General features: G+C 72.1%; 21 protein-coding genes. 8 read left to right on the forward strand and 13 right to left on the reverse strand.

Annotated features, from left to right (window positions below; translation table 11 throughout):
- Window positions 1-9: 9 nt before the first annotated feature.
- On the forward strand, window positions 10-738 hold the full coding sequence (locus KUM44_RS38320; RefSeq protein ID WP_217214389.1) for a hypothetical protein: 729 nt from the start codon (window positions 10-12) through the stop codon (window positions 736-738).
- A 194-nt stretch (window positions 739-932) separates the two neighbouring features.
- On the opposite strand, the gene KUM44_RS38325 is transcribed toward KUM44_RS38320, so the two are convergent.
- Window positions 933-3113, reverse strand: a complete 2181-nt coding sequence (locus tag KUM44_RS38325; RefSeq protein WP_217214390.1) for a helix-hairpin-helix domain-containing protein — start codon at window positions 3111-3113, stop codon at window positions 933-935.
- The gene (locus tag KUM44_RS38330) at window positions 3110-4093 is read right to left on the reverse strand and encodes an aldo/keto reductase (protein ID WP_217214391.1); all 984 of its coding nucleotides are present in this window, start codon (window positions 4091-4093) and stop codon (window positions 3110-3112) included. Before KUM44_RS38330 ends, KUM44_RS38325 begins: the two co-directional genes overlap by 4 nt.
- A 185-nt stretch (window positions 4094-4278) precedes the next feature.
- Between KUM44_RS38330 and KUM44_RS38335 the strand changes: the two genes are divergently transcribed.
- Window positions 4279-5334 carry an LLM class F420-dependent oxidoreductase gene (locus tag KUM44_RS38335; RefSeq protein WP_217214392.1) on the forward strand — a complete coding sequence of 352 codons (1056 nt, stop codon included), beginning with the start codon at window positions 4279-4281 and terminating at the stop codon, window positions 5332-5334.
- 251 nt (window positions 5335-5585) lie between these two features.
- Window positions 5586-6374: a ferritin-like domain-containing protein gene (locus KUM44_RS38340; protein WP_217214393.1), complete on the forward strand. Its 789-nt coding sequence runs from the start codon at window positions 5586-5588 to the stop codon at window positions 6372-6374.
- Window positions 6375-6388: 14 nt separating this feature from the next.
- On the opposite strand, the gene KUM44_RS38345 is transcribed toward KUM44_RS38340, so the two are convergent.
- Complete coding sequence (locus KUM44_RS38345) at window positions 6389-7387, reverse strand: magnesium and cobalt transport protein CorA (protein ID WP_217214394.1); 999 nt, start codon at window positions 7385-7387, stop codon at window positions 6389-6391.
- Between the two features lie 62 nt (window positions 7388-7449).
- Between KUM44_RS38345 and KUM44_RS38350 the strand changes: the two genes are divergently transcribed.
- The 4 genes from KUM44_RS38350 (at window position 7450) to mshC (ending at window position 10907) form a co-directional block, all read left to right on the forward strand.
- Window positions 7450-8136, forward strand: a complete 687-nt coding sequence (locus KUM44_RS38350) for a histidine phosphatase family protein (protein WP_217214395.1) — start codon at window positions 7450-7452, stop codon at window positions 8134-8136.
- Window positions 8137-8203: 67 nt separating this feature from the next.
- A complete protein-coding gene (locus tag KUM44_RS38355; RefSeq protein WP_217214396.1) occupies window positions 8204-8794 on the forward strand; it encodes a DUF3090 domain-containing protein in 591 nt (196 codons plus the stop codon).
- Window positions 8758-9576 carry an SCO1664 family protein gene (locus KUM44_RS38360; RefSeq protein ID WP_217214397.1) on the forward strand — a complete coding sequence of 273 codons (819 nt, stop codon included), beginning with the start codon at window positions 8758-8760 and terminating at the stop codon, window positions 9574-9576. Before KUM44_RS38355 ends, KUM44_RS38360 begins: the two co-directional genes overlap by 37 nt.
- A gap of 101 nt (window positions 9577-9677) precedes the next feature.
- On the forward strand, window positions 9678-10907 hold the full coding sequence (gene mshC, locus KUM44_RS38365; protein WP_217214398.1) for a cysteine--1-D-myo-inosityl 2-amino-2-deoxy-alpha-D-glucopyranoside ligase: 1230 nt from the start codon (window positions 9678-9680) through the stop codon (window positions 10905-10907).
- Between the two features lie 67 nt (window positions 10908-10974).
- On the opposite strand, the gene KUM44_RS38370 is transcribed toward mshC, so the two are convergent.
- Both KUM44_RS38370 and KUM44_RS38375 read right to left on the reverse strand, forming a co-directional pair.
- Window positions 10975-11499 (reverse strand): hypothetical protein, encoded by a 525-nt coding sequence (locus KUM44_RS38370; RefSeq protein ID WP_217214399.1) that lies wholly within the window; start codon window positions 11497-11499, stop codon window positions 10975-10977.
- A 53-nt stretch (window positions 11500-11552) separates the two neighbouring features.
- Window positions 11553-13289 carry a S8 family peptidase gene (locus KUM44_RS38375; protein ID WP_217214400.1) on the reverse strand — a complete coding sequence of 579 codons (1737 nt, stop codon included), beginning with the start codon at window positions 13287-13289 and terminating at the stop codon, window positions 11553-11555.
- Between the two features lie 310 nt (window positions 13290-13599).
- Between KUM44_RS38375 and KUM44_RS38380 the strand changes: the two genes are divergently transcribed.
- Entirely contained in the window at window positions 13600-14574 is a 975-nt protein-coding gene (locus KUM44_RS38380; protein WP_217214401.1) for an SMP-30/gluconolactonase/LRE family protein, read from the forward strand.
- Window positions 14575-14670: 96 nt separating this feature from the next.
- On the opposite strand, the gene KUM44_RS38385 is transcribed toward KUM44_RS38380, so the two are convergent.
- From KUM44_RS38385 to KUM44_RS38420, 8 genes are all read right to left on the reverse strand, one after another.
- Window positions 14671-15657: a PAC2 family protein gene (locus tag KUM44_RS38385; RefSeq protein ID WP_217214402.1), complete on the reverse strand. Its 987-nt coding sequence runs from the start codon at window positions 15655-15657 to the stop codon at window positions 14671-14673.
- 141 nt (window positions 15658-15798) lie between these two features.
- Window positions 15799-16470 carry a FadR/GntR family transcriptional regulator gene (locus KUM44_RS38390; RefSeq protein ID WP_217214403.1) on the reverse strand — a complete coding sequence of 224 codons (672 nt, stop codon included), beginning with the start codon at window positions 16468-16470 and terminating at the stop codon, window positions 15799-15801.
- 68 nt (window positions 16471-16538) lie between these two features.
- Window positions 16539-17837 (reverse strand): amidohydrolase, encoded by a 1299-nt coding sequence (locus KUM44_RS38395; RefSeq protein ID WP_217214404.1) that lies wholly within the window; start codon window positions 17835-17837, stop codon window positions 16539-16541.
- Complete coding sequence (locus KUM44_RS38400; RefSeq protein WP_217214405.1) at window positions 17834-18610, reverse strand: nucleoside phosphorylase; 777 nt, start codon at window positions 18608-18610, stop codon at window positions 17834-17836. Before KUM44_RS38400 ends, KUM44_RS38395 begins: the two co-directional genes overlap by 4 nt.
- Window positions 18607-19473, reverse strand: a complete 867-nt coding sequence (locus KUM44_RS38405; RefSeq protein ID WP_217214406.1) for an ABC transporter permease — start codon at window positions 19471-19473, stop codon at window positions 18607-18609. The genes KUM44_RS38400 and KUM44_RS38405 overlap by 4 nt, the downstream gene beginning before the upstream one ends.
- Complete coding sequence (locus KUM44_RS38410; RefSeq protein ID WP_217214407.1) at window positions 19473-20516, reverse strand: ABC transporter permease; 1044 nt, start codon at window positions 20514-20516, stop codon at window positions 19473-19475. The genes KUM44_RS38405 and KUM44_RS38410 overlap by 1 nt, the downstream gene beginning before the upstream one ends.
- A gap of 1 nt (window position 20517) precedes the next feature.
- Window positions 20518-22068, reverse strand: coding sequence for an ABC transporter ATP-binding protein (locus tag KUM44_RS38415; protein ID WP_217214408.1), 1551 nt, complete (start codon window positions 22066-22068; stop codon window positions 20518-20520).
- The gene (locus tag KUM44_RS38420) at window positions 22049-23101 is read right to left on the reverse strand and encodes a BMP family ABC transporter substrate-binding protein (protein ID WP_217214409.1); all 1053 of its coding nucleotides are present in this window, start codon (window positions 23099-23101) and stop codon (window positions 22049-22051) included. The genes KUM44_RS38415 and KUM44_RS38420 overlap by 20 nt, the downstream gene beginning before the upstream one ends.
- Window positions 23102-23132 lie beyond the last annotated feature (31 nt).

Below are 23132 nucleotides of genomic sequence, written 5' to 3' on the forward strand. Positions count from 1 at the left end.
GTCTGCACTATGTCTGATGCTGTGCAGCCCACCGCTGCCGAGGTACGCGCCGCCGCCGAGGCGGTCAAGACCGCGCTCGACCGCCACCTGGCCGCGGTCGAACGCCGGTCGGGTGAGGACGACCCGGCCGTCTACGAGGCGTTCAACGAGCTGGCCTCGGCCGCCGAGACCTACGACGAGCTGCTCTACGACCGCTACGACGAGGTCACGCCCTTCGAGATCCCCGGTGCGGAGGACGCGCTGCCGCCGTACACCGGCCCCGAGGAACCGAACGCGCTGAGCGTGCTGATCCGCCGCGACTACGCCGTGGCGGAGCCGCAGCGGCTGCTGGCGCAGGCCCAGCGGGTCGAGGCGGCGGACTACGACGAAGGCGCCGACGCGGATGCCTCCGGCACGGTGCACGGGGCGCTGGGCACGCTGTTCGGCGAGTTCGAGCCGGACGAGATCGCCTCCCGGCACAAGGAGTTCGGCCTGGAGGAGGGCGACTCCACGCTGTGGGTGATCGCGTCGGACGACCAGACCGACCCCGGCGAATGGCTGGAGGCGCCCTTCGAGGGGGTCGATCCGCAGCGGGTGGTCTGCCGCTTCGACGTCAGCGCGGTGTTCGACGACGACCTCGACGACGAGTTGGACGACACTGACGACGACAGCGACGCGGAATCCGACGACGACCTCGAAGACGAGCTCGACAGGGATCTGGACGAGGGCGACCTCGAACCGTTGGACGCGGATCGCTGACGCGGATTACGGCTGCTTTCGACGGCGGCGGTCACGGATTGGTTCCGTGAGCGCCGCCGTTGGCATGTGCGGGGCGCGATGGACACGGTCGCGCCTTTGGTGGCCTCGGGGGTGGGGCGGGTGGTGGCCGTGGGGGGCGCAGTTCCCCGCGCCCCTGGGGGTCGGCCGGCGCGCCGTCTCTCCCAGTCCGGGCGTCAGCCGGTCGACGGCAGCAGCGGTCCGAGCAGGAGGGCGAGGCGGGTCGTGCGCGGCTTCGCCGGGACCTCGGCGACCGCTCGGGGCAGGGCCTGCTCCACGCCGTGGACCACGGACAGATGGCGGTCGGCCCGGCCGAACGCCGTGTAGACCCAGGGTCGGTTCAGTGTCTGCGCGGCATCGCCGGGCAGCACCACGACCACGGCGGGCCAGCGGGCGCCCGCCGCCTGGTGCGCGGTCAGGGCCCAGCCGTGCCGTACGGACTGCTCCACCCGTTCCTTCGGTACGACGACGGCCTCGCCCGCGCAGGACAGGTGCAGCCCCTCGCCGTCGGCCTTCACCACCTGGCCCGGCACCGTACGGCCCGGAGCGGGCGAGTACGCGACGCGGTCACCGGGGTCGAAGCCGCCGAAGCGGCCGGGGCCGGGGTTGAGCCGTTCCTTGAGCGCGGCGTTGAGGGCGCGCGTGCCGGCCGCGCCGCCGTGGCCCGGGGTGATCACCTGGGTCTCCTCGGCCGGGATGCCGATCGCCCGCGGCACCGAGTCCGCGACGAGCTGCACGGTGCGGTGCACGGCCTCGCCCGCGTCGCGCACCGGCACGATCACGACCTCCTTGCCGGGCGCCTCGACCTGGTTCAGCTCGCCGACGCCGATACCGGACACCAGCTCGCCCAGCGGGCCGGGATCCGGCAGCCGCGAGGCGATCTGCGGACAGACCCGCGCCGCCAGCAGATCGGCGAAGACCCGCCCGGGCCCCGCCGACCACAGCACCGCGGGATCCCCGGCCAGCACCAGCCGGGCCCCGTCCGGCAGCGACTCCGTGAGCAGGGCCGCCGTCTCCACGTCCAGCTGCGGCGCGTCGAGCAGGACGAGCAGATCGAGGTCGAACGCACCGTCCGCGTCCCGGCCGGGCCCTTCGGCACCGGAGAGCAGACCGGCCACGGTGCCTGCGCCGGGCCCGTCCAGCAGCGTCGAGAAGCGGTCCCGGCCGACCGGGCTGTGCGTGGCCGCCCACGCCCGCAGCCCGAGGGCGTGCGCCGCGTGCAGCAGGGCCGCCGGTTCGGCCTGGGACGCCGGCCCGCCGGTGTGCAGGACCAGTCCATGGGCCGCGGCGGCGCGGATCAGGTCGGCTGCGGAGCCCGCGGCGTTCGCCGCCCGCTCCCACTCCTCGGCCGAACCGTCCTGCTTCGGCGCCGAGTTGATCAGTCGGGCCAGTCCGTCGGCGAGGCTCTCCTCCGCGAGGGCGTACCGCTCCAGGCCGACGAGGACACGGACCGGCCGCTCCTCGTCCTCCTCCGCCTCGTCGTCCCCCCGTGGAGCCGAGGCGCCGGGCTCGGCCAGGGCGTCCTGGAAGGCCAGGGCCTCGCCCTCGGCCAGGGTGTGCTGCACGGCCGCCTCGGCGTCGGGCACACCCCGCTGGGCCAGTGCGGCGGTGAGCGTCGGCATCTCCAGGGCCGTGTGCCCGGCCGCGGCCGCCTGCTCCAGGAGCCAGACGGTGACCGCCCGCCCGCGCCGCTCGTCGTCGGGTCCGCACTCCGCGCCGAGCAGCGCCCGCGCGAAACCGTCGGCCTGCTCGGTCCGTACCCCGGCGACGCGCAGCAACTGCCAGGGATCCGCGCGCAGTTGATCCGCCGCGCCCTCGCCGAGCGCCGCGGCGACCTGCGGGGCGAGCGTCTGGGGGGCACCGCCGTCGGCCAGCACACGCTGCACCGACTCGACGGTCTCCGGTGCGGGGCCCGCGGGCGCTTCGGCCGCCACGGGATGTGGTGGACGCACCGGTCCCGGGGCGGGACGGCGCGGTGGCTCCGGCTCGCTGAACACGGTGGCGACGGGCTTTGCGCCGCTCTCCACGGCCCGGACGGCGGCGAGCAGATCGGCGGCCTTCCCGCTGAGCTTGGTCCCGCTCTCGACGGGCCCCTGCTTCTCGGCCTTCCGCCGCTCGATCCGCTCCCGCTCGACCCGCTGAGCGGCAAGCTCGGCCTCGGCCGCGGACAACTGCGCCGCGGTGTCGCCGTCGCCGTCCTCGGACGTGGCTTCCGCCCCGGCATCCTCAGCAGCGTCAGCAGCCTCAACGCCCTCGCCGCCGCCGGCATCCGCGGCTTCGGCCCCGGCGTCCTCCGTCGCGGCCCCCGGTGTCCCCGGCTCGGTGTTCTCCGTGGTCTCGGGCGGCTCCGTGCTCACAGCGTGCTCCAGTCGTGATCGGGATAGCGGTGCACCGGCGCCGACACGTCGTCGAGCGCCCGGCAGATCTCGTCAGGAAGACTAAGGGCCTCCACTGACAATGCCGCCGTGAGCTGCTGCGCGTTGCGCGGGCCGATGACGGGCGCGGCCACGCCGGGCCGGTCGCGGACCCAGGCCAGGGCCACCTGGAGCGGGGTGACGGCCAGCCCGTCGGCCGCCGTCTGCACGGCGTCCACGATGCGGCTCGCCGTGTCGTCGAGATACGGCGCGACGAAGGGCGCCAGATGCTCCGAGGCGCCGCGGGAGTCGGGGGGAGTGGCATTGCGGTACTTCGCCGTCAGGACGCCCCGGCCGAGGGGTGAGGACGGGAGCAGGCCGATACCCAGGTCCAGCGCGGCCGGCAGCACCTCGCGCTCCACACCGCGCTGGAGCAGTGAGTACTCCAGCTGTGTGCTCGCCAGCCGGGTCCGGGTGCCGGGCGCCGCCAACTGCCAGGTCGCCGCCTTGGCGAGCTGCCAGCCGCAGAAGTTGGAGACGCCGGCATAGCGGGCCCGGCCGCTGCTGACCGCCAGGTCGAGGGCCTGGAGGGTCTCCTCCAGCGGCGTGTCCGGGTCGTAGGCGTGAATGTGCCAGACGTCGACGTAGTCCGTGCCGAGCCGGGCCAGCGAGGCGTCCAGCGCGGAGAGCAGGTGGCCGCGCGAGCCGTCGAACCGGCGGTCCGGGTCGGGCACGCTGCCCGCCTTCGTCGAGATCACCAGGTCCCGACGCGGGACCAGCCCTTCTATGAGCCTGCCGAGCAGGTACTCGGCCTCCCCGTCGCCGTACACGTCGGCCGTGTCGACGAGGCTGCCGCCCGCCTCCCAGAACGTTTTCAACAGGTCCGCGGCATCATGCTCGTCGGTGTCCCTGCCCCAGGTGAGGGTGCCGAGCCCGATCCGGGACACGCGCAGGCCGGTGCGGCCGAGATGCCTCTGCTCCATGAACGCCGAGATTACTGGCCAGAACCTGCCCTGTGGGGGCCTGTGGATAAGCAGTTTTCAGGACGGTCACCGGGGATCCGCACGGCCGTCGGGGCGACGGCCGCCACACCGGCCTCCCCTGGGGACGCCCCCCGCGCTATGGTCAGGCCCACAAGGGACGTTACTGATCGGTAAGGGGATCGGCCATGCAGCTCGGGATCAACCTCGGCTACTGGGGTGCCGGAATGGACGCGGACAACCTCGCCGTCGCGCAGGAGGCCGACCGGCTGGGGTACGCCGTGTGCTGGGCAGCCGAGGCGTACGGCTCGGACGCGGCCACCGTGCTGAGCTGGGTCGCCGCCCAGACCGAGCACATCGACGTCGGCTCCGCCATCTTCCAGATCCCGGCCCGCCAGCCCGCGATGACCGCGATGACGGCCGCGACCCTGGACTCGCTCTCCGGCGGCCGCTTCCGCCTCGGCCTCGGCGTCTCCGGACCGCAGGTCTCCGAGGGCTGGTACGGCGTCAAGTTCGACAAGCCGCTGGCACGCACGCGTGAGTACGTCGAGATCGTCCGCAAGGCCATGACCCGCGAGCGTCTCTCCTACGAGGGTCAGCACTGGACGCTGCCCCTGCCCGGCGGCCCCGGCAAGCCGATCAAGCTGACCGTGCACCCCGAGCGCGAGCACATTCCGCTCTACATCGCCGCCATCGGCCCGAAGAACCTCGAACAGACCGGTGAGATCGCCGACGGCGCCCTGCTGATCTTCCCCTCCGCCGAGCACCTCGAGGACACCACGATCAAGTACCTGCGCGCCGGGCGCGAGAAGGCCGGCAAGACCCTCGACGGATTCGACGTCTGCCCGACCCTGCCGCTCGCCGTCGGCGACGACAAGGACGTGGCCACGCTCGCCGACACCTTCCGTCCCTACACCGCGCTGTACGTCGGCGGGATGGGCAGCCCGAAGCAGAACTTCTACAACCAGCTCGCCCAGCGCATGGGATACGAGAAGGAAGCCGCCGAGATCCAGACCAAGTACCTCTCCGGCGACAAGCAGGGCGCCGCCGCGGCCGTCCCGCAGGACCTGATCGACAAGACGGCGCTGCTGGGTTCCGTCGACCGCATCGCCGACCGGATGAAGGCCTACGCCGCGGCCGGGGTCACCACCCTGTCCCTCGCACCCGCGGGCTTCACCCTCGACGAGCGGCTCGCCTCGCTCCGCGCCGGCACCGAGGCCCTGGAGCGCGCCGGGCTCGCGTAGCACGCGCCGGCACCGGGACGCCGTACGGTCCGGGGGGTTTCAGCGGCCGTGGTGGGGGCTCGGGGGTCTTCCCCGCCACGGCCGTCACGCAGCACAACGCGCGCGTGCCCCACCCGGTTACGCCCCCGTCGTGACCCCGGTGGTCATTCTTTTGGCGGAGTTGTCCGACACAGCTGTTGCAGCACCTCTCTCGCCGCATTTGACTCGTTCTTTGCGGAATCCTGCGGCGTCCTGAAGAGAGGTGCCCCACGATGCTTTCGGCCAAGAGTCTGTTCCAGGAGATCCTCGACAACGACGAGTCCTTCCGGCTGTTCTGCTCCATCGCGGCCAGCGGCGAGTCCCAGGGCGGCTGGGAGAACACGCGGATCGCCGCGCTCGTCCCGGACAGCGAGCGCGCTCTCGCACCCAAGATCACCCGGCACGGGGTGGACGAGGACAAGCACGGGCGGATCTTCAACGCCCTGATGAAGAAACGCGGCCTGAAGTCCGTCCCCGTCCCGCCCGAGACCGACTACACGATGCTGCTGGAGCAGCACGGCATCGGCCTCGCCCACGAGAAGCTCAAGGGCGAGGAGGCGCTCACCGTCCAGGACGTCGTCACCTACCTGTCGCACAGCCGGGTCACCGAACAGCGCGCCTCCGAGCAGATGGACCTGCTGCGCAAGCACTTCGCCGACCACCCCGACCTCGGCCGCGCGGTCAGGATGATCTCGGCCGACGAGGACAACCACCTCGCCTACTGCCACGAGGAACTCCTGCGCTTCGCCGCCCAGGGGCACGGCCGGGCCATCCAGCGGACGCTGCGCGAGTGCGCGCTCGCCGAGATCCGGATCTACCGGGACGTCAGCCTCGCGGTCATGGGCCACATGGGCCGCATCCTCGGCTGGTCCCGTCCCAAGGCGGCCGTGCTCGCCGCGGGCATCCACGCCGTGTACGCCTGGGAGCGGGCGGCCGGCTGGCGGCGCATGGTGTCCCTGAAGATGCCGGAACGCCGGGACGCCCTCGGCGGACCTGCCACCTCGGCACCCGAGTTCGCCTGACCGCATCTACGGACTTACAGCCAGCCCCGGCGTTTGAACAGCCGGTACAACAGCACCTCCAGGGCGGCCATGCCCGCGATCAGCAGCGGATACGACCCCGTCCAGCGCAGCTCGGGCATGTGCTCGAAGTTCATGCCGTAGATCCCCGCGATCATCGTGGGGATCGCGGCCATGGCCGCCCACGCGGAGATCTTCCGCACGTCGTCGTTCTGCCGGACGCTCATCTGCGCCAGATGCGCCGCGAGAATGTCCGAGACCAGCCGGTCCAGACCCTCCACGGCCTCGTTCACGCGCGTGAGGTGGTCGCTGACGTCGCGGAAGAAGGGCTGTGCCTTGTCGTGTACGAAGGGCACGCGCGCGCCGATCATGCCGGTACCGGCGAGCCGGGACAGGGGCTGTGCGAGCGGGCCGGTGGCCCTGCGGAACTCCAGGATCTGCCGCTTGAAGGCGTAGATACGGGACGCGGTGTGCCGTGAGCCGCCGCCGATCGGCGAGAACACCTCGGTCTCCAGCTCCTCCAGGTCCGTGCCCAGTTCGCCCGCCACGTCCACGTAGTGGTCGACCACCGCGTCGGCGATCATGTACAGCACCGCCGTGGGGCCGTGCCGGAGCATCTCCGGCTCGTGTTCGAGACGGCTGCGTACGGCCCCCAGTGGCGCCTCCTCGCCGTGCCGGACGGTCACCACGAACGAGTCGCCGACGAAGACCATGACCTCGCCGGAGGAGACGATGTCGCTCTTCGCCTCGTACCCGACCGGCTTGAGGACCATGAACAGCGAGTCGTCGTAGACCTCCAGCTTGGGCCGCTGGTGCGCCTTCAGGGCGTCCTCCACGGCCAGCGGGTGCAGCCCGAACTCGTCGGTGACCTTGTCGAACTCCTTCTCCGTGGGCTCGTACAGGCCGATCCAGACGAACGCGTCGCCCCGCAGACGGCACAGATCCAGGGCGTCGGAGAAGTCCGCCGGCCCCTGCGTCCGACGCCCGTCCTCGTAGATGGCGCAGTCGACGATCACGGAGCGTATTCTCCCGCCATCCCCTCGCGAGCGCACCCGGTCGTATGCCTACGCTGGGCCGCATGCCCACCCTGATCCTGGTCCGCCACGGACGTTCCACCGCCAACACCGAGGGAATCCTCGCCGGGTGGACGCCCGGTGTCGCCCTCGACGAGCGCGGGGCCGCGCAAGCCGCCGCACTGCCCGGACGGCTCGCCGCGCTGCCGGTCTCCGAGGTCGTCACCAGCCCGCTCCAGCGCTGTCAGGAGACGATCCGGCCGCTGCTGGAGGCCCGGCCGGAACTCACCGCGCACACCGACGAGCGGATCGGGGAGTGCCACTACGGCGACTGGTCCGGACGCAAGCTCGCCGAGCTGGGGGACGAGCCGCTGATGGAGGTCGTCCAGGCGCATCCGTCGGCCGCCGCGTTCCCCGGCGGCGAGTCGATGCGTGCGATGCAGACCCGGGCCGCGGAGGCCGTACGCGAGTGGAACGCGCGCGTGGAGCGCGATCACGGTGCCGACGCCGTGTATCTGATGTGCTCGCACGGCGACGTCATCAAGTCCCTCGTCGCGGACGCACTCGGTCTTCATCTCGACCTCTTCCAGAGGATTTCCGTTGAACCGTGTTCCATCACCGCGATCCGCTACACACGCCTGAGGCCGTTCCTCGTACGCCTCGGGGACACCGGTGATTTCGCGTCCCTCGCCCCGCGCGAGGAGCCGCCGGCCGGCGACGCGACGGTCGGGGGCGGCGCGGGCGCACCGTGATCGTCCGGCGCAGTAGGGTGAAGCGGTCGAAGCAGCGCTGTACTCACGATTCCCATGGAGACAGGACGTGTCCCGTCAGGTGTTCCTCTACGACCCCCCGGACCGCTTCGTGGCCGGTACGGTCGGACTGCCCGGGCGCCGTACGTTCTTCCTTCAGGCCACCGCAGGCTCCCGGGTGACCAGCGTGGCCCTGGAGAAGACCCAGGTCGCCGCCCTCGCCGAGCGCATGGACGAACTGCTCGACGAGGTCGTACGGCGTAGTGGCGGCAGCGCCGCCGTCCCCGCCATGGCACCGAGCGAGGTCGCCGACACCGCCCCGCTGGACTCCCCCGTGGAGGAGGAGTTCCGCGTCGGCACCATGGCGCTCGCCTGGGACGGCGAGGAGCAGCGCATGATCGTCGAGGCGCAGGCCCTCGTGGAACTCGACGCCGACTCCGAGGAGGACCTCGCCGAGGCCGAGGAACGCCTCCTCCAGGACGAGGAGAACGGGCCCCCGATGCTGCGGGTCCGGCTCACCGGCGCGCAGGCGAGGGCCTTTGCCAAACGCGCCCTGGACGTCGTCAACGCGGGGCGGCCGCCGTGTCCGCTGTGCAGCCTCCCGCTCGACCCGGAAGGACACGTATGTCCGCGCCAGAACGGATACCGCCGCGGAGCGTGACCTCGGTGGAACTGCTCACCGAGGGCGAGCTGACCGTGCGCGGACGCATCCGCGAGGCGTCCAACGCGGCGCTGTTCTGCACGGTCGCGTACGAGGGGCAGGAGGCGTCCTGCGTGTACAAGCCGGTCGCCGGTGAGCGGCCGCTGTGGGACTTCCCCGACGGGACGCTCGCACAGCGCGAGGTCGCGGCCTACGAGGTCTCCGAGGCGACCGGCTGGGGGCTCGTGCCGCCCACCGTGCTGCGGGACGGGCCCTACGGCGAGGGCATGGTCCAGCTGTGGATCGAGGCGACGCCCGAGGCCGAGCTGCTCGCCCTGGTCGACGGAGCGGAGCCCGAGCCCGGCTGGAAGGCGATCGCCTTCGCCGAGGTCGGCGAGGGGAAGACCGCTCTGCTGGTGCACGCCGACGACGAGCGGCTGCGGCGCATGGCCGTCCTCGACGCTGTGATCAACAACGCCGACCGCAAGGGCGGGCACTTGCTGCCCACCGAGGGCGGCCGGCTGTACGGCATCGACCACGGCGTCACGTTCAACGTCGAGAACAAGCTGCGGACCCTGCTGTGGGGCTGGGCGGGCGAGCCGCTGGCAGGGGAGGCCGTCGAGGTGCTCGGCGCCCTGCGGGAGGGGCTGAAGGAGGGCGGCGACCTGGCCGTGCGCCTGACCGGGCTGATCACCGCCGCCGAACTGGAGGCCACCCGCGCGCGCGTGGAGGCGCTGGTGACCTCCAGGCAGCATCCGGAGCCGAGCGGGGAGTGGCCGGCCATTCCGTGGCCGCCCGTTTAGCGGGACACTGCATGGAATGCCGTATCGCGCAAGAAGGCCTTACCGGCCATCCGGCCTGGTCCGGTTCGTATCCGGAACATCCGTCCGGTTAGGCTCATGACATGTATGCCTGGCCCGCTTCTGAGGTCCCCGCCCTGCCCGGTCAGGGCCGCGACCTGAGGATCCACGACACAGCGACCGGGGGTCTTGTCACCCTTGACCCCGGTCCCGTCGCCCGTATCTACGTCTGTGGCATCACGCCGTACGACGCCACCCACCTGGGACACGCGGCGACCTACAACGCGTTCGACCTCGTGCAGCGCGTGTGGCTCGACACCAAGCGGCAGGTTCACTACGTCCAGAACGTCACCGACGTCGACGATCCGCTGCTGGAGCGGGCCGAGCGCGACAACATCGACTGGGTCGCCCTCGCCGAGAAGGAGACCGCCCTCTTCCGCGAGGACATGACCGCCCTGCGCATGCTGCCCCCGCGGCACTACATCGGCGCGGTCGAGGCCATACCCGGCATCGTGCCGCTCGTCGAGCGTCTGCGGGACGCCGGCGCCGCCTACGAGCTCGACGGGGACATCTACTTCTCCGTCGAGTCCGACCCGAACTTCGGCAAGGTCTCGAACCTCGACGCCGCCGCGATGCGGCTGCTGTCCGCCGAGCGCGGCGGCGACCCGGAGCGGGCGGGGAAGAAGAACCCCCTCGACCCGATGCTCTGGATGGCCGCACGGCCCGGCGAGCCCAGCTGGGACGGCGGTTCGCTCGGCCGCGGCCGGCCCGGCTGGCACATCGAGTGCGTCGCCATCGCCCTCGACCACCTCGGCATGGGCTTCGACGTCCAGGGCGGCGGCTCCGACCTCGCCTTCCCGCACCACGAGATGGGCGCCTCGCACGCCCAGGTGCTGACCGGCGAGTTCCCCATGGCCAAGGCGTACGTCCACGCCGGCATGGTCGCCCTGCACGGCGAGAAGATGTCCAAGTCCAAGGGGAACCTGGTCTTCGTGTCGCAGCTGCGGCATGAGGGCCTCGACCCGGCAGCCATCCGGCTCGCCCTCCTCGCCCACCACTACCGGGCCGACTGGGAGTGGACCGACCAGGTGCTCCAGGACGCCCTCGCCCGCCTCGACCGCTGGCGTGCCGCCGTGTCCCGGCCCGACGGCCCGTCCGCCGAGGCGCTCGTCGAGGAGATCCGCGAGGCCCTCGCGAACGACCTGGACGCCCCGGCCGCGCTCGCGGCGGTCGACCGCTGGACCGCCGCACAGGAGGAGAGCGGCGGCACGGACACCGGCGCCCCCGGTGTCGTGTCGCGGGCCGTGGACGCGTTGCTGGGCGTCGCCCTCTGACGGCTGGAGCATGAGAGAGGGGCGCTTCCTCCCGGTGGAGGAAGCGCCCCTTTCGTTCACCTGCCGGTCAGAGCTTGCGGATCTGGATGCTCCGCAGGATCTGCGGCGAGCCGCTGTCCCAGACGCCGATCACCTGGTGGCCGAACGCGAAGGCCTCCTGGACCTCGTCGTGGGTCTGCGGGTTCGGGTGGTTGAGGACCCGGAACACGTTGTTCGGGAAGCGCAGGAAGAGCTGCTGCGGCTGCCCCGGCAGCGGCTGCACGATGTCGATGTAGCCGTTCGCCACACCGGCCTGGAAAACCTGGGACTGCACCTGCTGGGAGATCTGCTGGAGCGCGGCCTGGGTGACCTGCTGAAGCAGCTGCATCACCTGCTGCTCGACCTGCTGTTGCTGCTGGTCGCCCTGGTGCTGGCCCAGCTGTTGCAGCAACTGCTGGAACGGCTGCTGCTGGCCGAGCTGCTGGAGCTGCTCCAGGGAGCCGCTCATGTAGCCCTGCTGCTGCCCGAACGGCTGCTGCTGGTACGGAGACGTGCTGGGGAACTGCTGGCCCTGCTGTTGTCCCATGTGACTCATCTGCGGGGTGGTGCTCATGCGGTTGTCACCTTCCCTTGATGTGATGGGTTCCCTTGATGTGATGGGCTGCGTCAGCCGGTGATCACCAGGCCGACGATCTCGTCGTCCGAGAACCACACTCGGACTTCGGGCCGTCCCCCCGCGAAGGCGGTGTGGACCGCCTGGCGGATCTCCGGGGACGGATGGTTGAGGTTCCGCCAGCCACCGGCCACGAACAGCCGGAGCCTGGGCGGAAGTTCGCGGGGGTAGGGCAGGAGCTCGTCCCAGTAGCGTTCGGCGAGGCCGGAGCCGACCGCCTGCGGCACCAGACGGTTGACCGCCGCCTTGATGTCGGGGCGGTTGCCGATCCGCTGGGAGGCGGGCCGGCCCGGCGCGTCCTGCTGCGGGGAACCCGTCGCCCGCAGCACCGCGCGGGCACGTTCCGGGGTCATCGGCGGCTGGCCCGCGGCGTTGAGCATGCCTTGCAGCGCGGCCAGCGCGCCGACCACGACCGGGGCGGCGGACGACGTCCCCGAGAACGTGTCGGTGTACCAGGCGATCTCCTCGGGCCCGCCCTGAAGATCGCCGGGCCGGTCCCAGAAGCCGCCGGTCGTCGTCACCTCGCGCCCCCAGCCCTGGGCGTCCACGCGGGCGCCGTAGTTGGAGAACCCGAGCCGTGAGCGGTCCGGGCCGTGGTCGCGGCCGTGGGTGCCGGGCGGCGGGGCGCCCGCGCCGACCAGGACGGCACCGGAGGTCGGATTGGACGGGTTGAAGGGGTTGCGCCACGACTCGGGGAACCCGTCCGGGCGGCGCTCGTAGACGGCGTCGTCCAGCGACTCGGCGCCGTTGCCCGCGGCGGCCACCACGAGGACGCCCTTGGCGGTGGCGTAGCGGACGGCGGCGAGGTCGTCCGGCCACCACTCGAGAGCGATGTAGCCGCGCTGGTCGTCGCGCTCGGCGTACTCGAACCGGGGCCCCGGGCGGTGCAGTTCGATCAGCACGATGTCGCCGGGGCCCAGCCGCTCGGCCGCCGCGTGGATCGCGGGCGCCGTGCCGATGCCCTGGAAGGAGGCGGCGGCCGTCACCGTGTCGGGAACGATGCCGGTGATGCCGCACCCGCCCCGGTCGCCGCCGATCACCCCGATCACGGCGGTGCCGTGGTTGCGCCAGGCGAGGTCGGCCAGCGGGGTGCCGACGACGACGCCGGCCAGCTTGGCGGCCAGATCCTCGTGGCCCAGCTGCCAGGAGCCCTCCACGTCGATCACGGTGACGCCCTGACCGGTGCCGCCGGGCCGCTGCCAGGCCCAGTGCGCGTCGACGCCCTCGGGCGCGGGCCGCAGATAGCCCTGCCGGCCGCTGTAGTCGGGGGTGAGCGGCGAGCCCTCCTTCAGACGCCCGCTCTCCTCCCCGACCTGCCCGATCGAGGCCGGCACCGCACCCGGCTTCACATACGCCGTGTCGATCCCCGGCAGCGCGGCGATACGGGCCCGCAGCTCCTCGGCCCGGCTCTCCCCGCCGCGCACCCGGTAGAACAGCGCCAGGTCCGGCACGTACTCGGCGGCGGCCTGCGGGGCGGCGGCCTGCATCAGCCGCTCCTCGCTGCCGAACAGCGGCTCCAGCGCGAGTTGTTCGTCGCTGAGGAACATGTCGAGGGCCGACACGTCGGCGCCCGCCGCCGACCGGACGCCTTCGGCCCGGGCCCGCAGCCGGGCCTCCGGCCGGGCGACGACGATCAGCTCCTGCTCGGCTCCTCGATAGGTGAATCCCGCTCCGTCGGGCCCCGGCCCGGACGCTCCCGGGCCCTGCGCCGGCTCTGCCTGATCGGTCATCGTCTGCCGCTCCCTTCGGTTCCAGCGGATACCAAGTGCGGGTGGTGCGGCGCGCCTTCGGGGGACAACCAAGCACGCCCGGCCCGGTCCGTCCAGACCTGTTTCGCCAAGTCGGTTTGGAACAAGTTGAATTGGGCAACGTGTGCAATCCGGCGTGAAAGAGATGTCACGGCCCAATCGGGCCAGATGTGTTCAGTCGTTGTCGAGAGGCTGTCTGCGGCTGCGGGGGAGCACGGCGTGTGGTGGGGTGGAGGAGTCAGTTGACCGTTGGACCAGCTGCTGGCCGGTCCTGTCCGCGGAAGGACGCACAGTGGCCCCCGAACACCGCTCCTTCGCACCTCACCTCAGCCGCCGGAGACTCCTCACGGCAGGCGCCGCCACAGCCGGTGCCGTGCTCGTCGGATCGGCCGGCGCCCCCGCCACCGCGGCCGGAAGGACCCGGCCCGCCGTGATCCACCTCCCGGACGGCTTCCGCCCGGAGGGCATCACCATCGGCGGCGGACCCTACGCCTACCTCGGCTCGCTCGGCGACGGCTCGATCTACCGCGCCGACCTGCGCACCGGCGAGGGCGGCATCATCTCGGCCGGACCCGGCACACCCTCGGTCGGCCTCAAACTCGATCACCGGGGACGCCTGTTCGTCGCCGGACGCGGCCAGGGCGCCCGCGTCGTGGACGCCCGCACCGGCGAGATCCTCGCCTCCTACGTCCTCACCTCGGCCACCCCGACATTCGTCAACGACGTGTTCCTGGCCCCGCGCACGGCCTGGTTCACCGACTCCTACCAGCCCGCGCTGTACGCCCTGCCGCTCGGCCGGCACGGCGAACTGCCGGACGCGGACGACGTCGTGGCGATCACCCTGAGCGGCGACTGGAGCCAGGTCCCCGGCGAGGTGGTGAACGCCAACGGCATCACGAGCACCCCCGACGGCTCCGCGCTGCTGGTCGTGCAGTCCGGGGTCGGCGGACTGCACCGTGTGAACCCGCGCACCGGTGTCACCCAGCTCGTCGACCTCGGCGACGCGGCCCCGCTCACCAACGGCGACGGACTGTTGCTGACCGGGCGCACGCTGTACGTCGTCCAGAACCGGCAGCACGCCATCGACGTGTTCGGGCTCGCCGCCGACGGCCGCAGCGGCGCCTTCCAGCGCCGTATCACCGACCCGCTCTTCGACGTGCCGACCACGGCGGCCGCGTACCAGGGCCGCCTCTACCTGCCCAACGCGCGCTTCACGACGACACCGACACCGGAGACGACGTACGACGTGATCTCCGTGCCCGCGTGAGGATCCTGCCCGCGTGACGATCTCGCCCGGTGACGAAGAGGGCGGTGCGCAGTCCGCGCACCGCCCTCTTCGCAGCCGTTCCGGTCGTCCGGTCGTTCAGTCGTCCGACGACTCGTCGTCGTCCGCGTTGCCCGGCTTCGGTGGTTTCGGCGGCTTGGTGCGGCCGCTCGGATTGTCCCTCAGGAAGGGGCCGGGGGACTCCCCGCCGTCCGCCGTGGCGTGTCCGCCGGGTGTCGGGCCGCCGCCGTCCCGGCGTCGCAGATACCGCTCGAACTCGCGGGCGATCGCCTCGCCCGACGCCTCCGGCAGCTCCGCGGTGTCCCGGGCCTCCTCCAGCGACTGCACGTACTCCGCGACCTCGCTGTCCTCGGCGGCCAGCTGGTCCACGCCGACCTGCCAGGCGCGCGCGTCCTCGGGCAGCTCGCCCAGCGGGATGCGTACGTCGATCAGGTCCTCCAGCCGGTTGATCAGGGCCAGCGTCGCCTTCGGGTTGGGCGGCTGCGAGACGTAGTGCGGCACGGCGGCCCACAGGGACACCGCCGGGACGCCGGCGTGCGTGCACGCCTCCTGGAGGACTCCGACGATGCCCGTCGGGCCCTCGTACTTGGTCTCCTCCAGGTCCATCCGCTGGGCCAGGTCCGCGTCGGACGTCGTCCCGCTGATCGGGACCGGACGCGTGTGCGGGGTGTCGCCGAGCAGGGCGCCCAGGATGACCACCAGCTCCACGCCCAGCTCGTGCGCGAAGCCGAGGAGTTCGTTGCAGAACGAGCGCCAGCGCATGGACGGCTCGATACCTCGGACGAGTACGAGATCACGCGGCTTCTCGCCGCCGACGCGGACCACCGACAGCCTGGTCGTGGGCCAAGTGATCTTGCGGACGCCCGCGTCCATCCACACCGTGGGGCGGTTCACCTGGAAGTCGTAGTAGTCCTCGGCGTCCAGCGCCGCGAACACCTCGCCCTTCCATTCCCTGTCCAGATGCGCGACCGCGGTGGAGGCGGCGTCGCCGGCATCGTTCCAGCCCTCGAACGCGGCCACCATGACCGGGTCGATCAGCTCGGGAACCCCCTCGAGCTCGATCACCCAGTGCCTCCTTCCGACGTGCCCTCGCTTGACCACCCAACCTTACGGCGTGCGGCGGGGGCGCCCGCAGCCCCCTTGCACGGGGGAGTGAACGGATCACTGCCCCGTTCGCCACCGGGGAACACCCCCCGGGGGCCTCACTCACAGAGTGGACCGCAGCCACTGCTCCACGCTCGCGATGTGCACCGTCGCCCACGACCTCGCCGCCTCCGCGTCCCGGTCCCGCAGCGCCGCCAGGATCGCCCGGTGCTCGTGCAGGGTCCGGCTGACCGCGTCCTCCTGGGTCAGCCCGCGCCAGATGCGCGCCCGCGTCGTCGGCCCCGACAGGCCGTCCAGGAGCGAGCACAGCACCGAGTTCCCCGCGCTCTGCACGATGCCCCGGTGGAACTCCAGGTCGCAGGCGACGAGTTCCTCCACCGACGGATCGTTGCCGAGCTTGTCCAACTGGTTCGCCAGCGCGCTCAGTTGCTGCTCGCTGATCCGGGACGCGGCCATCGCCGTGGCAGCCGGCTCCAGGATGCGGCGTACGGCGAGGAACTCCAGCACCGTGTCGTCGCGGTGGAAGTCGACGACGAAGCTCAGCGCCTCCAGCAGCAGCTGCGGATCCAGGCTCGTGACATAGGTGCCGTCGCCCTGCCTTACGTCCAGGATCCGGATCAGCGACAGGGCGCGCACGGCCTCCCGCAGGGAGTTGCGGGACAGGCCGAGGTCGGCGGCCAGCTCGCTCTCCTTGGGGAGCCGGTCGCCGGGGCGCAGCGCGCCTGAGACGATCATGCCCTTGATCTTCTCGATCGCCTCGTCGGTGACTGCCATGGCCGCCCTCCCGTCGTTCAGGATGTCGTACGAGACATCCGACGTCTCAGCCACATTATGCGGCCTGATCAGACGAGCGCCTCCAGGTCCGCGATCACCGTCTCCTCGTCCAGCGTCGTCAGCACTCGGTCCCTCATCAGCACCCGCCCGTCGACGACCGTGTCCCGCACGTCCGCCGAGTGCGCCGCGTACGCCAGGGCGGACCAGGGATCGTGCAGCGGACGCAGATGCGGCGCGCTCAGGTCGAGCACGATCAGGTCGGCCCGCTTGCCGGCCTCCAGCGAGCCCAGCTCGGCCCCGAGCCCCAGCGCCCGCGCGCCCTCGGCCGTCGCCATGCGTACGGCTCGCTCGGCGCCGACGGCCGTGGGGTCGCCGCCCGCCTTGTGCACCAGCGCCGCCTGCCGCAGCGCGCCCAGCACGTCCAGGGTGTTGGAGCTGACGGCCCCGTCCGTGCCGAGCCCGACGGTCACCCCGGCGCTCAGCAGCCGGGGCACCGGCGCGATGCCGCAGCCCAGCTTCAGGTTCGACACCGGACAGTGGGCGACGGAGGTGCCGGTGCGGGCGAGTGCCGCGATCTCCGGTCCGGTGAGCTCGACGGCGTGGGCGAGCAGCAGGTCGGGGCCGAGCAGCCCGAGGGAGTCGAGCAGCTCCACCGGGCGTTTGCCGTGGCGGGCCTCGACGGTGGCGACCTCGGTCGCGTTCTCCGCGGCGTGGATGTGCAGCAGGGCCCCGAACTCCCGCGCCAGGGCGGCGATCTCGGTGAGCTGGGCGGGGGAGAGGGTGTAGGTGGAGTGCGCGAAGACGACGGGACGCACGCCGTTACGCGCCGGACCCCGGGCCTGAAGATCCCGGCGGGCCCATGCCATCCGCTCCTCGTAGGCGAGCCTGTCCGGCGGCTCCGGCACGTCCATGAAGGTGGGCCCGGTCAGCAGCCGCCAGCCCGCCTCACGGGCCGCCCGCTCGGCCGCCTCGTGGAACCAGTACATGTCCAGCGCCGAGGTCACCCCGGCCCGCACGCTCTCGGCCACCGCCACCCGCACCGCCGCCGCCACGTTCTTCGGCGCCAGCAACTCGGCCTCCCAGCGCAGCACCCGCTCCAGGAAGCCCTGGAGCGTGACGTCGTCGGCTCGGCCGCGCAGCAGGGTCATCGCGAGGTGGGTGTGCGTGTTGATCAGACCCGGAAGGACGAGACAGCCCGCGGCGTCAATGACCTCCCGCGCCGTGAACCGAGTACACAGCTCTCCGGCGGAACCGACGGCGACGATCTCGCCCTCCCGCACGGCAACCGCCCCGCCCCGTACGACGGTTCCGGTGTCGTCGACGGTCAGGACGTCACCGCCGTGCACCAACAGGTCCACCGCGCTCACGCCGCGCTCCCCTCCGCCAGCAGCCGCAGCGCCTCCAGTGACACCACCGCTCCCCGCTGCACACCGGCCGCCACGACCTCCCGGTGCGGGTTGTACCCGCCGGTGGCGTCTTCGTCGACGAGTTCGTCGGCGTTGGCGCCGTCCACGACCAGCACGCCTCCGGCGACCAGCCCGCGCAGCGAGGCCGTCACCAGCAGCGCCGACAGCTCCATCTCGATCGCCGCGAGCCCGGCACCGTCGTACGAGAACAGCGGCAGCGGCCCCGGCTGGAACGCCGCCCGCGTCCACACGATGCCCCGATGGTGCGGGGCGCCCGCCTCGCGCGCGGCCCGCTGTAGCGCCAGCACCGCTTCGGGGGCGGCCACCGCCGGGTACTCCGGCGGCAACAGCTGCTGGGTGACCCCGTCGTCCCGTACGGCCGCCTCCGCGATGACGAGATCGCCGTCGCCGATCCCCGGCCGCATCGCACCCGCCGTACCGAACCGCAGGAAGGTGTGGACTCCCGCGTCCGCCAGCTCCTGGAAGATCAGGATCGCGCCCGGACCGCCCACCCCGTGCGAGGCGACGGTGACCGGCACGCCCTTCCAACTCCCGCTGAACACGCGGTACTCGCGGTGATGGGACACCTCCTGCGCACCGTCCAGCAGAGCGGCGACGGACGCCGCGCGCGCCGGGTCGCCGACGACGAGCGCGTGCGCGGGGAGTCCGGCGCGGGGTATGCGGGTGACGGGCAGCAGGTCCTGGGGGAGGTTCTGGGGCAGATCCTGGGTCATGTGGCGGCTCCGGAAGGGCGGATACGGCGACGGCGGCGGGCCGTCGTGAGGAAGAGGGCGCCGAGCGTGACGACGTACGGCGCGGCGTCGGTCGCCTGCTGCGGCAGACCGAGGCCCTGGAGACGGAAGCCGGCCGCCTCCGCGAGGCCGAACAGCAGGGCGGCCAGCAGGACGCCGACGGGCGCGGCCCGGCCGAGCATGACGGCGACGACGGCGATCCAGCCCCGGCCCGCCGTCATGTTCTCGGTGAACAAGGTGACGTTGCCGAGCGCGAGTTGGGCGCCGGCCAGCCCGCACAGGACACCGGAGGTCAGGATCGCCCCGTACTTGTACGTGACCGGGCTCACCCCGAGCGTCGCCGCCGCGTCCGGGGCCTCGCCGACCCCGCGCAGCCTGAGCCCCCACACGTGCCGGGACAGCAGCACCGCGGCCACCGCGACCGCCGCCCACGACAGGTACGCGAGCGGGGTGAAGCCACCGACCAGCGGGAGCCCGGCGAGTGACGGGTCGTCGAAGGTGCCCTGCACGCCGAAGACCGTACGCAGCAGGAAGCCGGTCAGGCCGACGGCCAGGAGATTCATGGCCACGCCGAGAACAACCGCGTCCCCGCGCAGCGTCACCGCACCCACGGCCAGGATCAGCGAGTACGCCGCCGCCGCGAGCGCCGCCGCCGCCACGCCGAGCCAGGCGCTGCCGGTGAACCAACTCGTCGCCACCGCCGTGAAGCAGCCCATCAGCATCATGCCTTCGAGGCCGATGTTGAACACGCCCGCCCGCTCGCAGATCGCCCCGCCGAGCGCGGCCAGCAGAATCGGGGTGAGCGCGCGCAGCGCCGACATCAGCAGATCGGAGTCGAAGAACATCACACCGCCTCCTTACGACGGTCGAGCCGGCGCCCGGGGAAGCGCAGCCGGGCCGCCAGGAACACGATCACGATCGCCTGGAGCACCTGCGTCAGCTCGCGCGGCACCTCGGTCGTCCGCTCCATCGCCAGCCCGCCGACCTGGAGGACCGCGAAGAAGAACGCGGAGATCACCGTGCCGACCGGGGCCGCCATGGCCAGCAGCGCGGCCGTCAGACCCGTCCAGGTGTAGCCCGGCGCGGTGAGCGAACCGTCGACGAAGCGGTAGGGAAAGCTCAACACCCCGATCGCGCCCACGAGTCCGGCGAGCGCGCCCGAGACGGACATCAACTTCAGCGTCAGGCCCCGGCGTTCGACACCGGCGTAGGCCGAGAAGCGCGCGTTGAGGCCCGTCATGCGTATTTCGTACCCGATGGCCGTGCGCCGATCCGTGAACCAGTAGGCGGCCGCCGCGAGGGCGACGAGCACCAGCCCGACGGTCACGGTCGAGTCGCCGAACGCGGGCAGCTCCACCCCGCCGGGCATGGCCCGGGTCTGCGGGAGGCTGGAGCCGGGCTCCTTGAGCGGATAGCGGGCCAGATAGGAGGCCAGCGACACCGCCGGGTAGCTCAGCAGCAGGCTGCTGACCAGCAGCGGGACGCCGAGGTGGTTCTCGCACAGGGCGGCGAGGGCCGCGTAGCCGGCGCCGGCCGCCATGCCCGCGAGGAGGGCGAGGACGACGGTCAGGGGCGCGGGCAGCGGCGAGTACAGGCCGGTCACGGCCGCGGTGATGCCGCCGAGCACCATCTGTCCGTCGCCGCCGAGGTTGATGAGCCGGGCGCGCAGCGGGATCGCCAGGGCGAGCGCCATGCCGAGCACGCTGGTGGCCGTGGTCAGGGTCGAGCCGATGCCGTCGGCGCCGAGCGCGCCGGTCAGGACCGCCTCGTAGGCCGTGAGCGGGTCCGCGCCGGTGCCGACGAGGAAGAGCGCGCCGATGAGGACGCCCGCGAGCACGGAGAAGGTGACGGGGGAGCGCAGGGCTCCTGCGATGCGTTGTGAGTTCATGTCAGTCGGCGGCTTCCACTCGTGCGCTCGTCCCGCCCGCCATCGCGAGCCCCAGCGTCCGTTCGTCCGCCTCGGTCTTGTCGTAGGTCGCCGTGATCCGGCCCTCGTACATCACCAGCACCCGGTCCGCGAGCCCTCGGATCTCGCTCAGCTCGGCCGAGACGAGGAGCACCGCGTGACCGGCGTCGCGGTAGGCGATCAGCTGGTCGTGGATGTTCTGGATGGCGCCGATGTCGACCCCGCGCGTGGGCTGCTCGACGAGCAACAGCGGGGCGTCATGGGCGAGTTCACGGCCGATCAGCAGCTTCTGGAGGTTGCCGCCGGACAGGGCGGAGGCCGGCGCCTCGGGGGCGGACGCCTTGATGCCGAAGCGCTCGATGAGGCGCCGCGCGTGGGCGCGGACGGCCGCGGGCCGCAGCAGGCCGCGGGAGGACAGGGACGTACGGTGGTGACCCATCGCGAGGTTGTCCGCGACCGATGCCGCCGGTGCCGTACCGACGGCGTGCCGGTCCTCGGGGACGTACGCCAGGCCCTTGAGGCGGCGTTCGGTGGCCGAGGCGTGGGTGATGTCGTCGTCCTTGAGGGTCACTCGCCCGGCTGTGACCGGCCGCAGCCCGGCCAAAGCCTCGATCAGCTCGCTCTGCCCGTTGCCGGCGACACCGGCGATGCCGACGATCTCGCCGGCGCGGACGGAGAGCGTGATGTCGTGCACGGCGTCGGCGGACAGGCCCGTCGTGTCGAGAACCACCTCGCCCGGGGCGCCCGGCGCATGGATGCGGTCCAACTCGACCGCGCGGCCCGTCATCGCGGCCGCGATCTCGTCGGCGGACGTCTCCGCGGTGACCAGCCGGGCCACGACCCGCCCGTCCCGCAGGACGGTGACGTGGTCGCTGCCCTCCAGCACCTCGCGCAGCTTGTGCGTGACAAGGATCACCGTACGGCCCTCGGCGGCCAGCGACTTGAGCACCGCGAACAGGGCGTCGGCCTCGGCCGGCGTCAGCACGGCGGTCGGCTCGTCGAGGATGAGGGTCCGGGCGCCCCGGTGCAGCAGCTTGAGAATCTCCACGCGTTGACGCAGCCCGACCGGCAGGTCCCCGACCCGGGCGTCCGGGTCGACGAACAGGCCGTGCTGCTCGGCGAGTTCACGCACCCGGCGGCGGGCGGCGGCGCGGTCCACCAGGCCGAAGCGGCGCGGCTCGGCGGCGTACACCACGTTCTCGGCGACGCTCAGCGAGCCGAACAGCTTGAAGCTCTGGTGCACCATGCCGAGCCCGGCGGCCATGGCGTCGGCGGGGCTGGCGAAGTCGACGTCCCGCCCGTCGATACGGATCGTCCCGGCATCCGGGACCTCCATGCCGTAAAGCACCGACATGAGCGTCGACTTGCCCGCGCCGTTCTCGCCCATGAGCGCGTGGATCTCGCCTCGGCGGACGGTCAGGTCGACGGCGTCGTTGGCGAGCGTGCCGGGGAACCGCTTGGTGATGCCCCGGAGCTCGACGGCGACATCGGCCGGACCGGCGCCCCCGTCGACCTCAGCTCGCGGCGGGGTCATCGACCGTCAGCTTCCCGGCGACGATCTGGTCGCGCAGCGCCTCGACCTGCTTCAGGACGTCCTTGTGCTCGGCGATGACGCACTTCGACGAGTCGACGCCGGCCTCCAGACCGGTCAGGCTGATGCCGCCCTCCTTCAGGCCGTACGAGACGGTCGTGCCCGTCTTTCCGGCCAGGACCGCATCGATGCCCTTGTCCACGGCGACGTCCGTGCGCTTGATCACGTTGTCGACGACCGTGCCGGGCGCCGAGAGGCACTGGTTGACGTCGACGCCGTACGCGAACGCGCCCTTGGCCTTCGCCGCCTCGAAGACGCCGTAGTTGCCGGCCGCGGCGGCCGCCATGATCTGGTCGTAGCCCTTGGCGAGCAGGGTGTTCGCCTGCTCCTTGGCGCGGGCCGAGTCGTCGAAGGGGGACTGTCCGCCGACGAAGCGCGTCGACGTCTCCGTACTGGCGGCGACCTTCTTGGCGCCGGCCGCGAACGGGTCGCTGTAGCGCCGGAACTGGGGCGTGTCGAGGACGTCGACGGCGCCGACCTTGCCGGACTTGCTGAGCAGGCCCGCCTCGGCACCCGCGAGGAAGACGCCCTCGTGCTCGCGGAAGACCGCGCAGCTGACGTTCTTGTACGTCTTCGTCGTGCAGGCGTCGACGATCAGGAACTGCTGCTTCGGGTTCTTCTCGGCCTGCTGGGCGACGAGGTCGGCGAACTCGAAGCCGACCAGCACGACGACGTCCGGCTTCGCGTCGACGGCCGCCTGGACGTTCTGCTGCTGGGAGGCGGCGTCCGTGGACTCGTAGACCTTCTGCGCCCCGTCGTGCCGCTTCGCCGCGTCCTTGATGCCGCTGACGGCGAGCTTCAGGAACTCGTTCTGCCCGACGGCGTCGGGGGTGACCAGCGTGAACGACTTTCCGCTGGCGCCGCGCGCACTGTCGGAGGCGTCCTTCTTGGCGGCGGCGTTGCAGGCGGTGGCCGCGGTCACCACGAGCGCGGTGGTGGCGGCGAGTTGCAGGGAACGACGGAGTCTGCGGGGCATGGGGACCTTCCCTGGAAGCCGGCGGGGAACG

Source organism: Streptomyces sp. AC550_RSS872 (assembly GCF_019049285.1).
In the GTDB taxonomy this organism is placed as follows: Bacteria; Actinomycetota; Actinomycetes; order Streptomycetales; family Streptomycetaceae; genus Streptomyces.

Excerpts from the sequence above, each read along its gene's own strand:
- KUM44_RS38320 (WP_217214389.1), top strand. The coding sequence starts at position 10 with ATGTCTGATGCTGTGCAGCCCACCGCTGCCGAGGTACGCGCCGCCGCC.
- KUM44_RS38330 (WP_217214391.1), bottom strand. The coding sequence starts at position 4,093 with ATGGAGCAGAGGCATCTCGGCCGCACCGGCCTGCGCGTGTCCCGGATC.
- KUM44_RS38335 (WP_217214392.1), top strand. The coding sequence starts at position 4,279 with ATGCAGCTCGGGATCAACCTCGGCTACTGGGGTGCCGGAATGGACGCG.
- KUM44_RS38340 (WP_217214393.1), top strand. The coding sequence starts at position 5,586 with ATGCTTTCGGCCAAGAGTCTGTTCCAGGAGATCCTCGACAACGACGAG.
- KUM44_RS38350 (WP_217214395.1), top strand. The coding sequence starts at position 7,450 with ATGCCCACCCTGATCCTGGTCCGCCACGGACGTTCCACCGCCAACACC.
- KUM44_RS38360 (WP_217214397.1), top strand. The coding sequence starts at position 8,758 with ATGTCCGCGCCAGAACGGATACCGCCGCGGAGCGTGACCTCGGTGGAA.
- mshC (WP_217214398.1), top strand. The coding sequence starts at position 9,678 with ATGTATGCCTGGCCCGCTTCTGAGGTCCCCGCCCTGCCCGGTCAGGGC.
- KUM44_RS38370 (WP_217214399.1), bottom strand. The coding sequence starts at position 11,499 with ATGAGCACCACCCCGCAGATGAGTCACATGGGACAACAGCAGGGCCAG.
- KUM44_RS38375 (WP_217214400.1), bottom strand. The coding sequence starts at position 13,289 with ATGACCGATCAGGCAGAGCCGGCGCAGGGCCCGGGAGCGTCCGGGCCG.
- KUM44_RS38390 (WP_217214403.1), bottom strand. The coding sequence starts at position 16,470 with ATGGCAGTCACCGACGAGGCGATCGAGAAGATCAAGGGCATGATCGTC.
- KUM44_RS38400 (WP_217214405.1), bottom strand. The coding sequence starts at position 18,610 with ATGACCCAGGATCTGCCCCAGAACCTCCCCCAGGACCTGCTGCCCGTC.
- KUM44_RS38405 (WP_217214406.1), bottom strand. The coding sequence starts at position 19,473 with ATGTTCTTCGACTCCGATCTGCTGATGTCGGCGCTGCGCGCGCTCACC.
- KUM44_RS38410 (WP_217214407.1), bottom strand. The coding sequence starts at position 20,516 with ATGAACTCACAACGCATCGCAGGAGCCCTGCGCTCCCCCGTCACCTTC.
- KUM44_RS38415 (WP_217214408.1), bottom strand. The coding sequence starts at position 22,068 with ATGACCCCGCCGCGAGCTGAGGTCGACGGGGGCGCCGGTCCGGCCGAT.
- KUM44_RS38420 (WP_217214409.1), bottom strand. The coding sequence starts at position 23,101 with ATGCCCCGCAGACTCCGTCGTTCCCTGCAACTCGCCGCCACCACCGCG.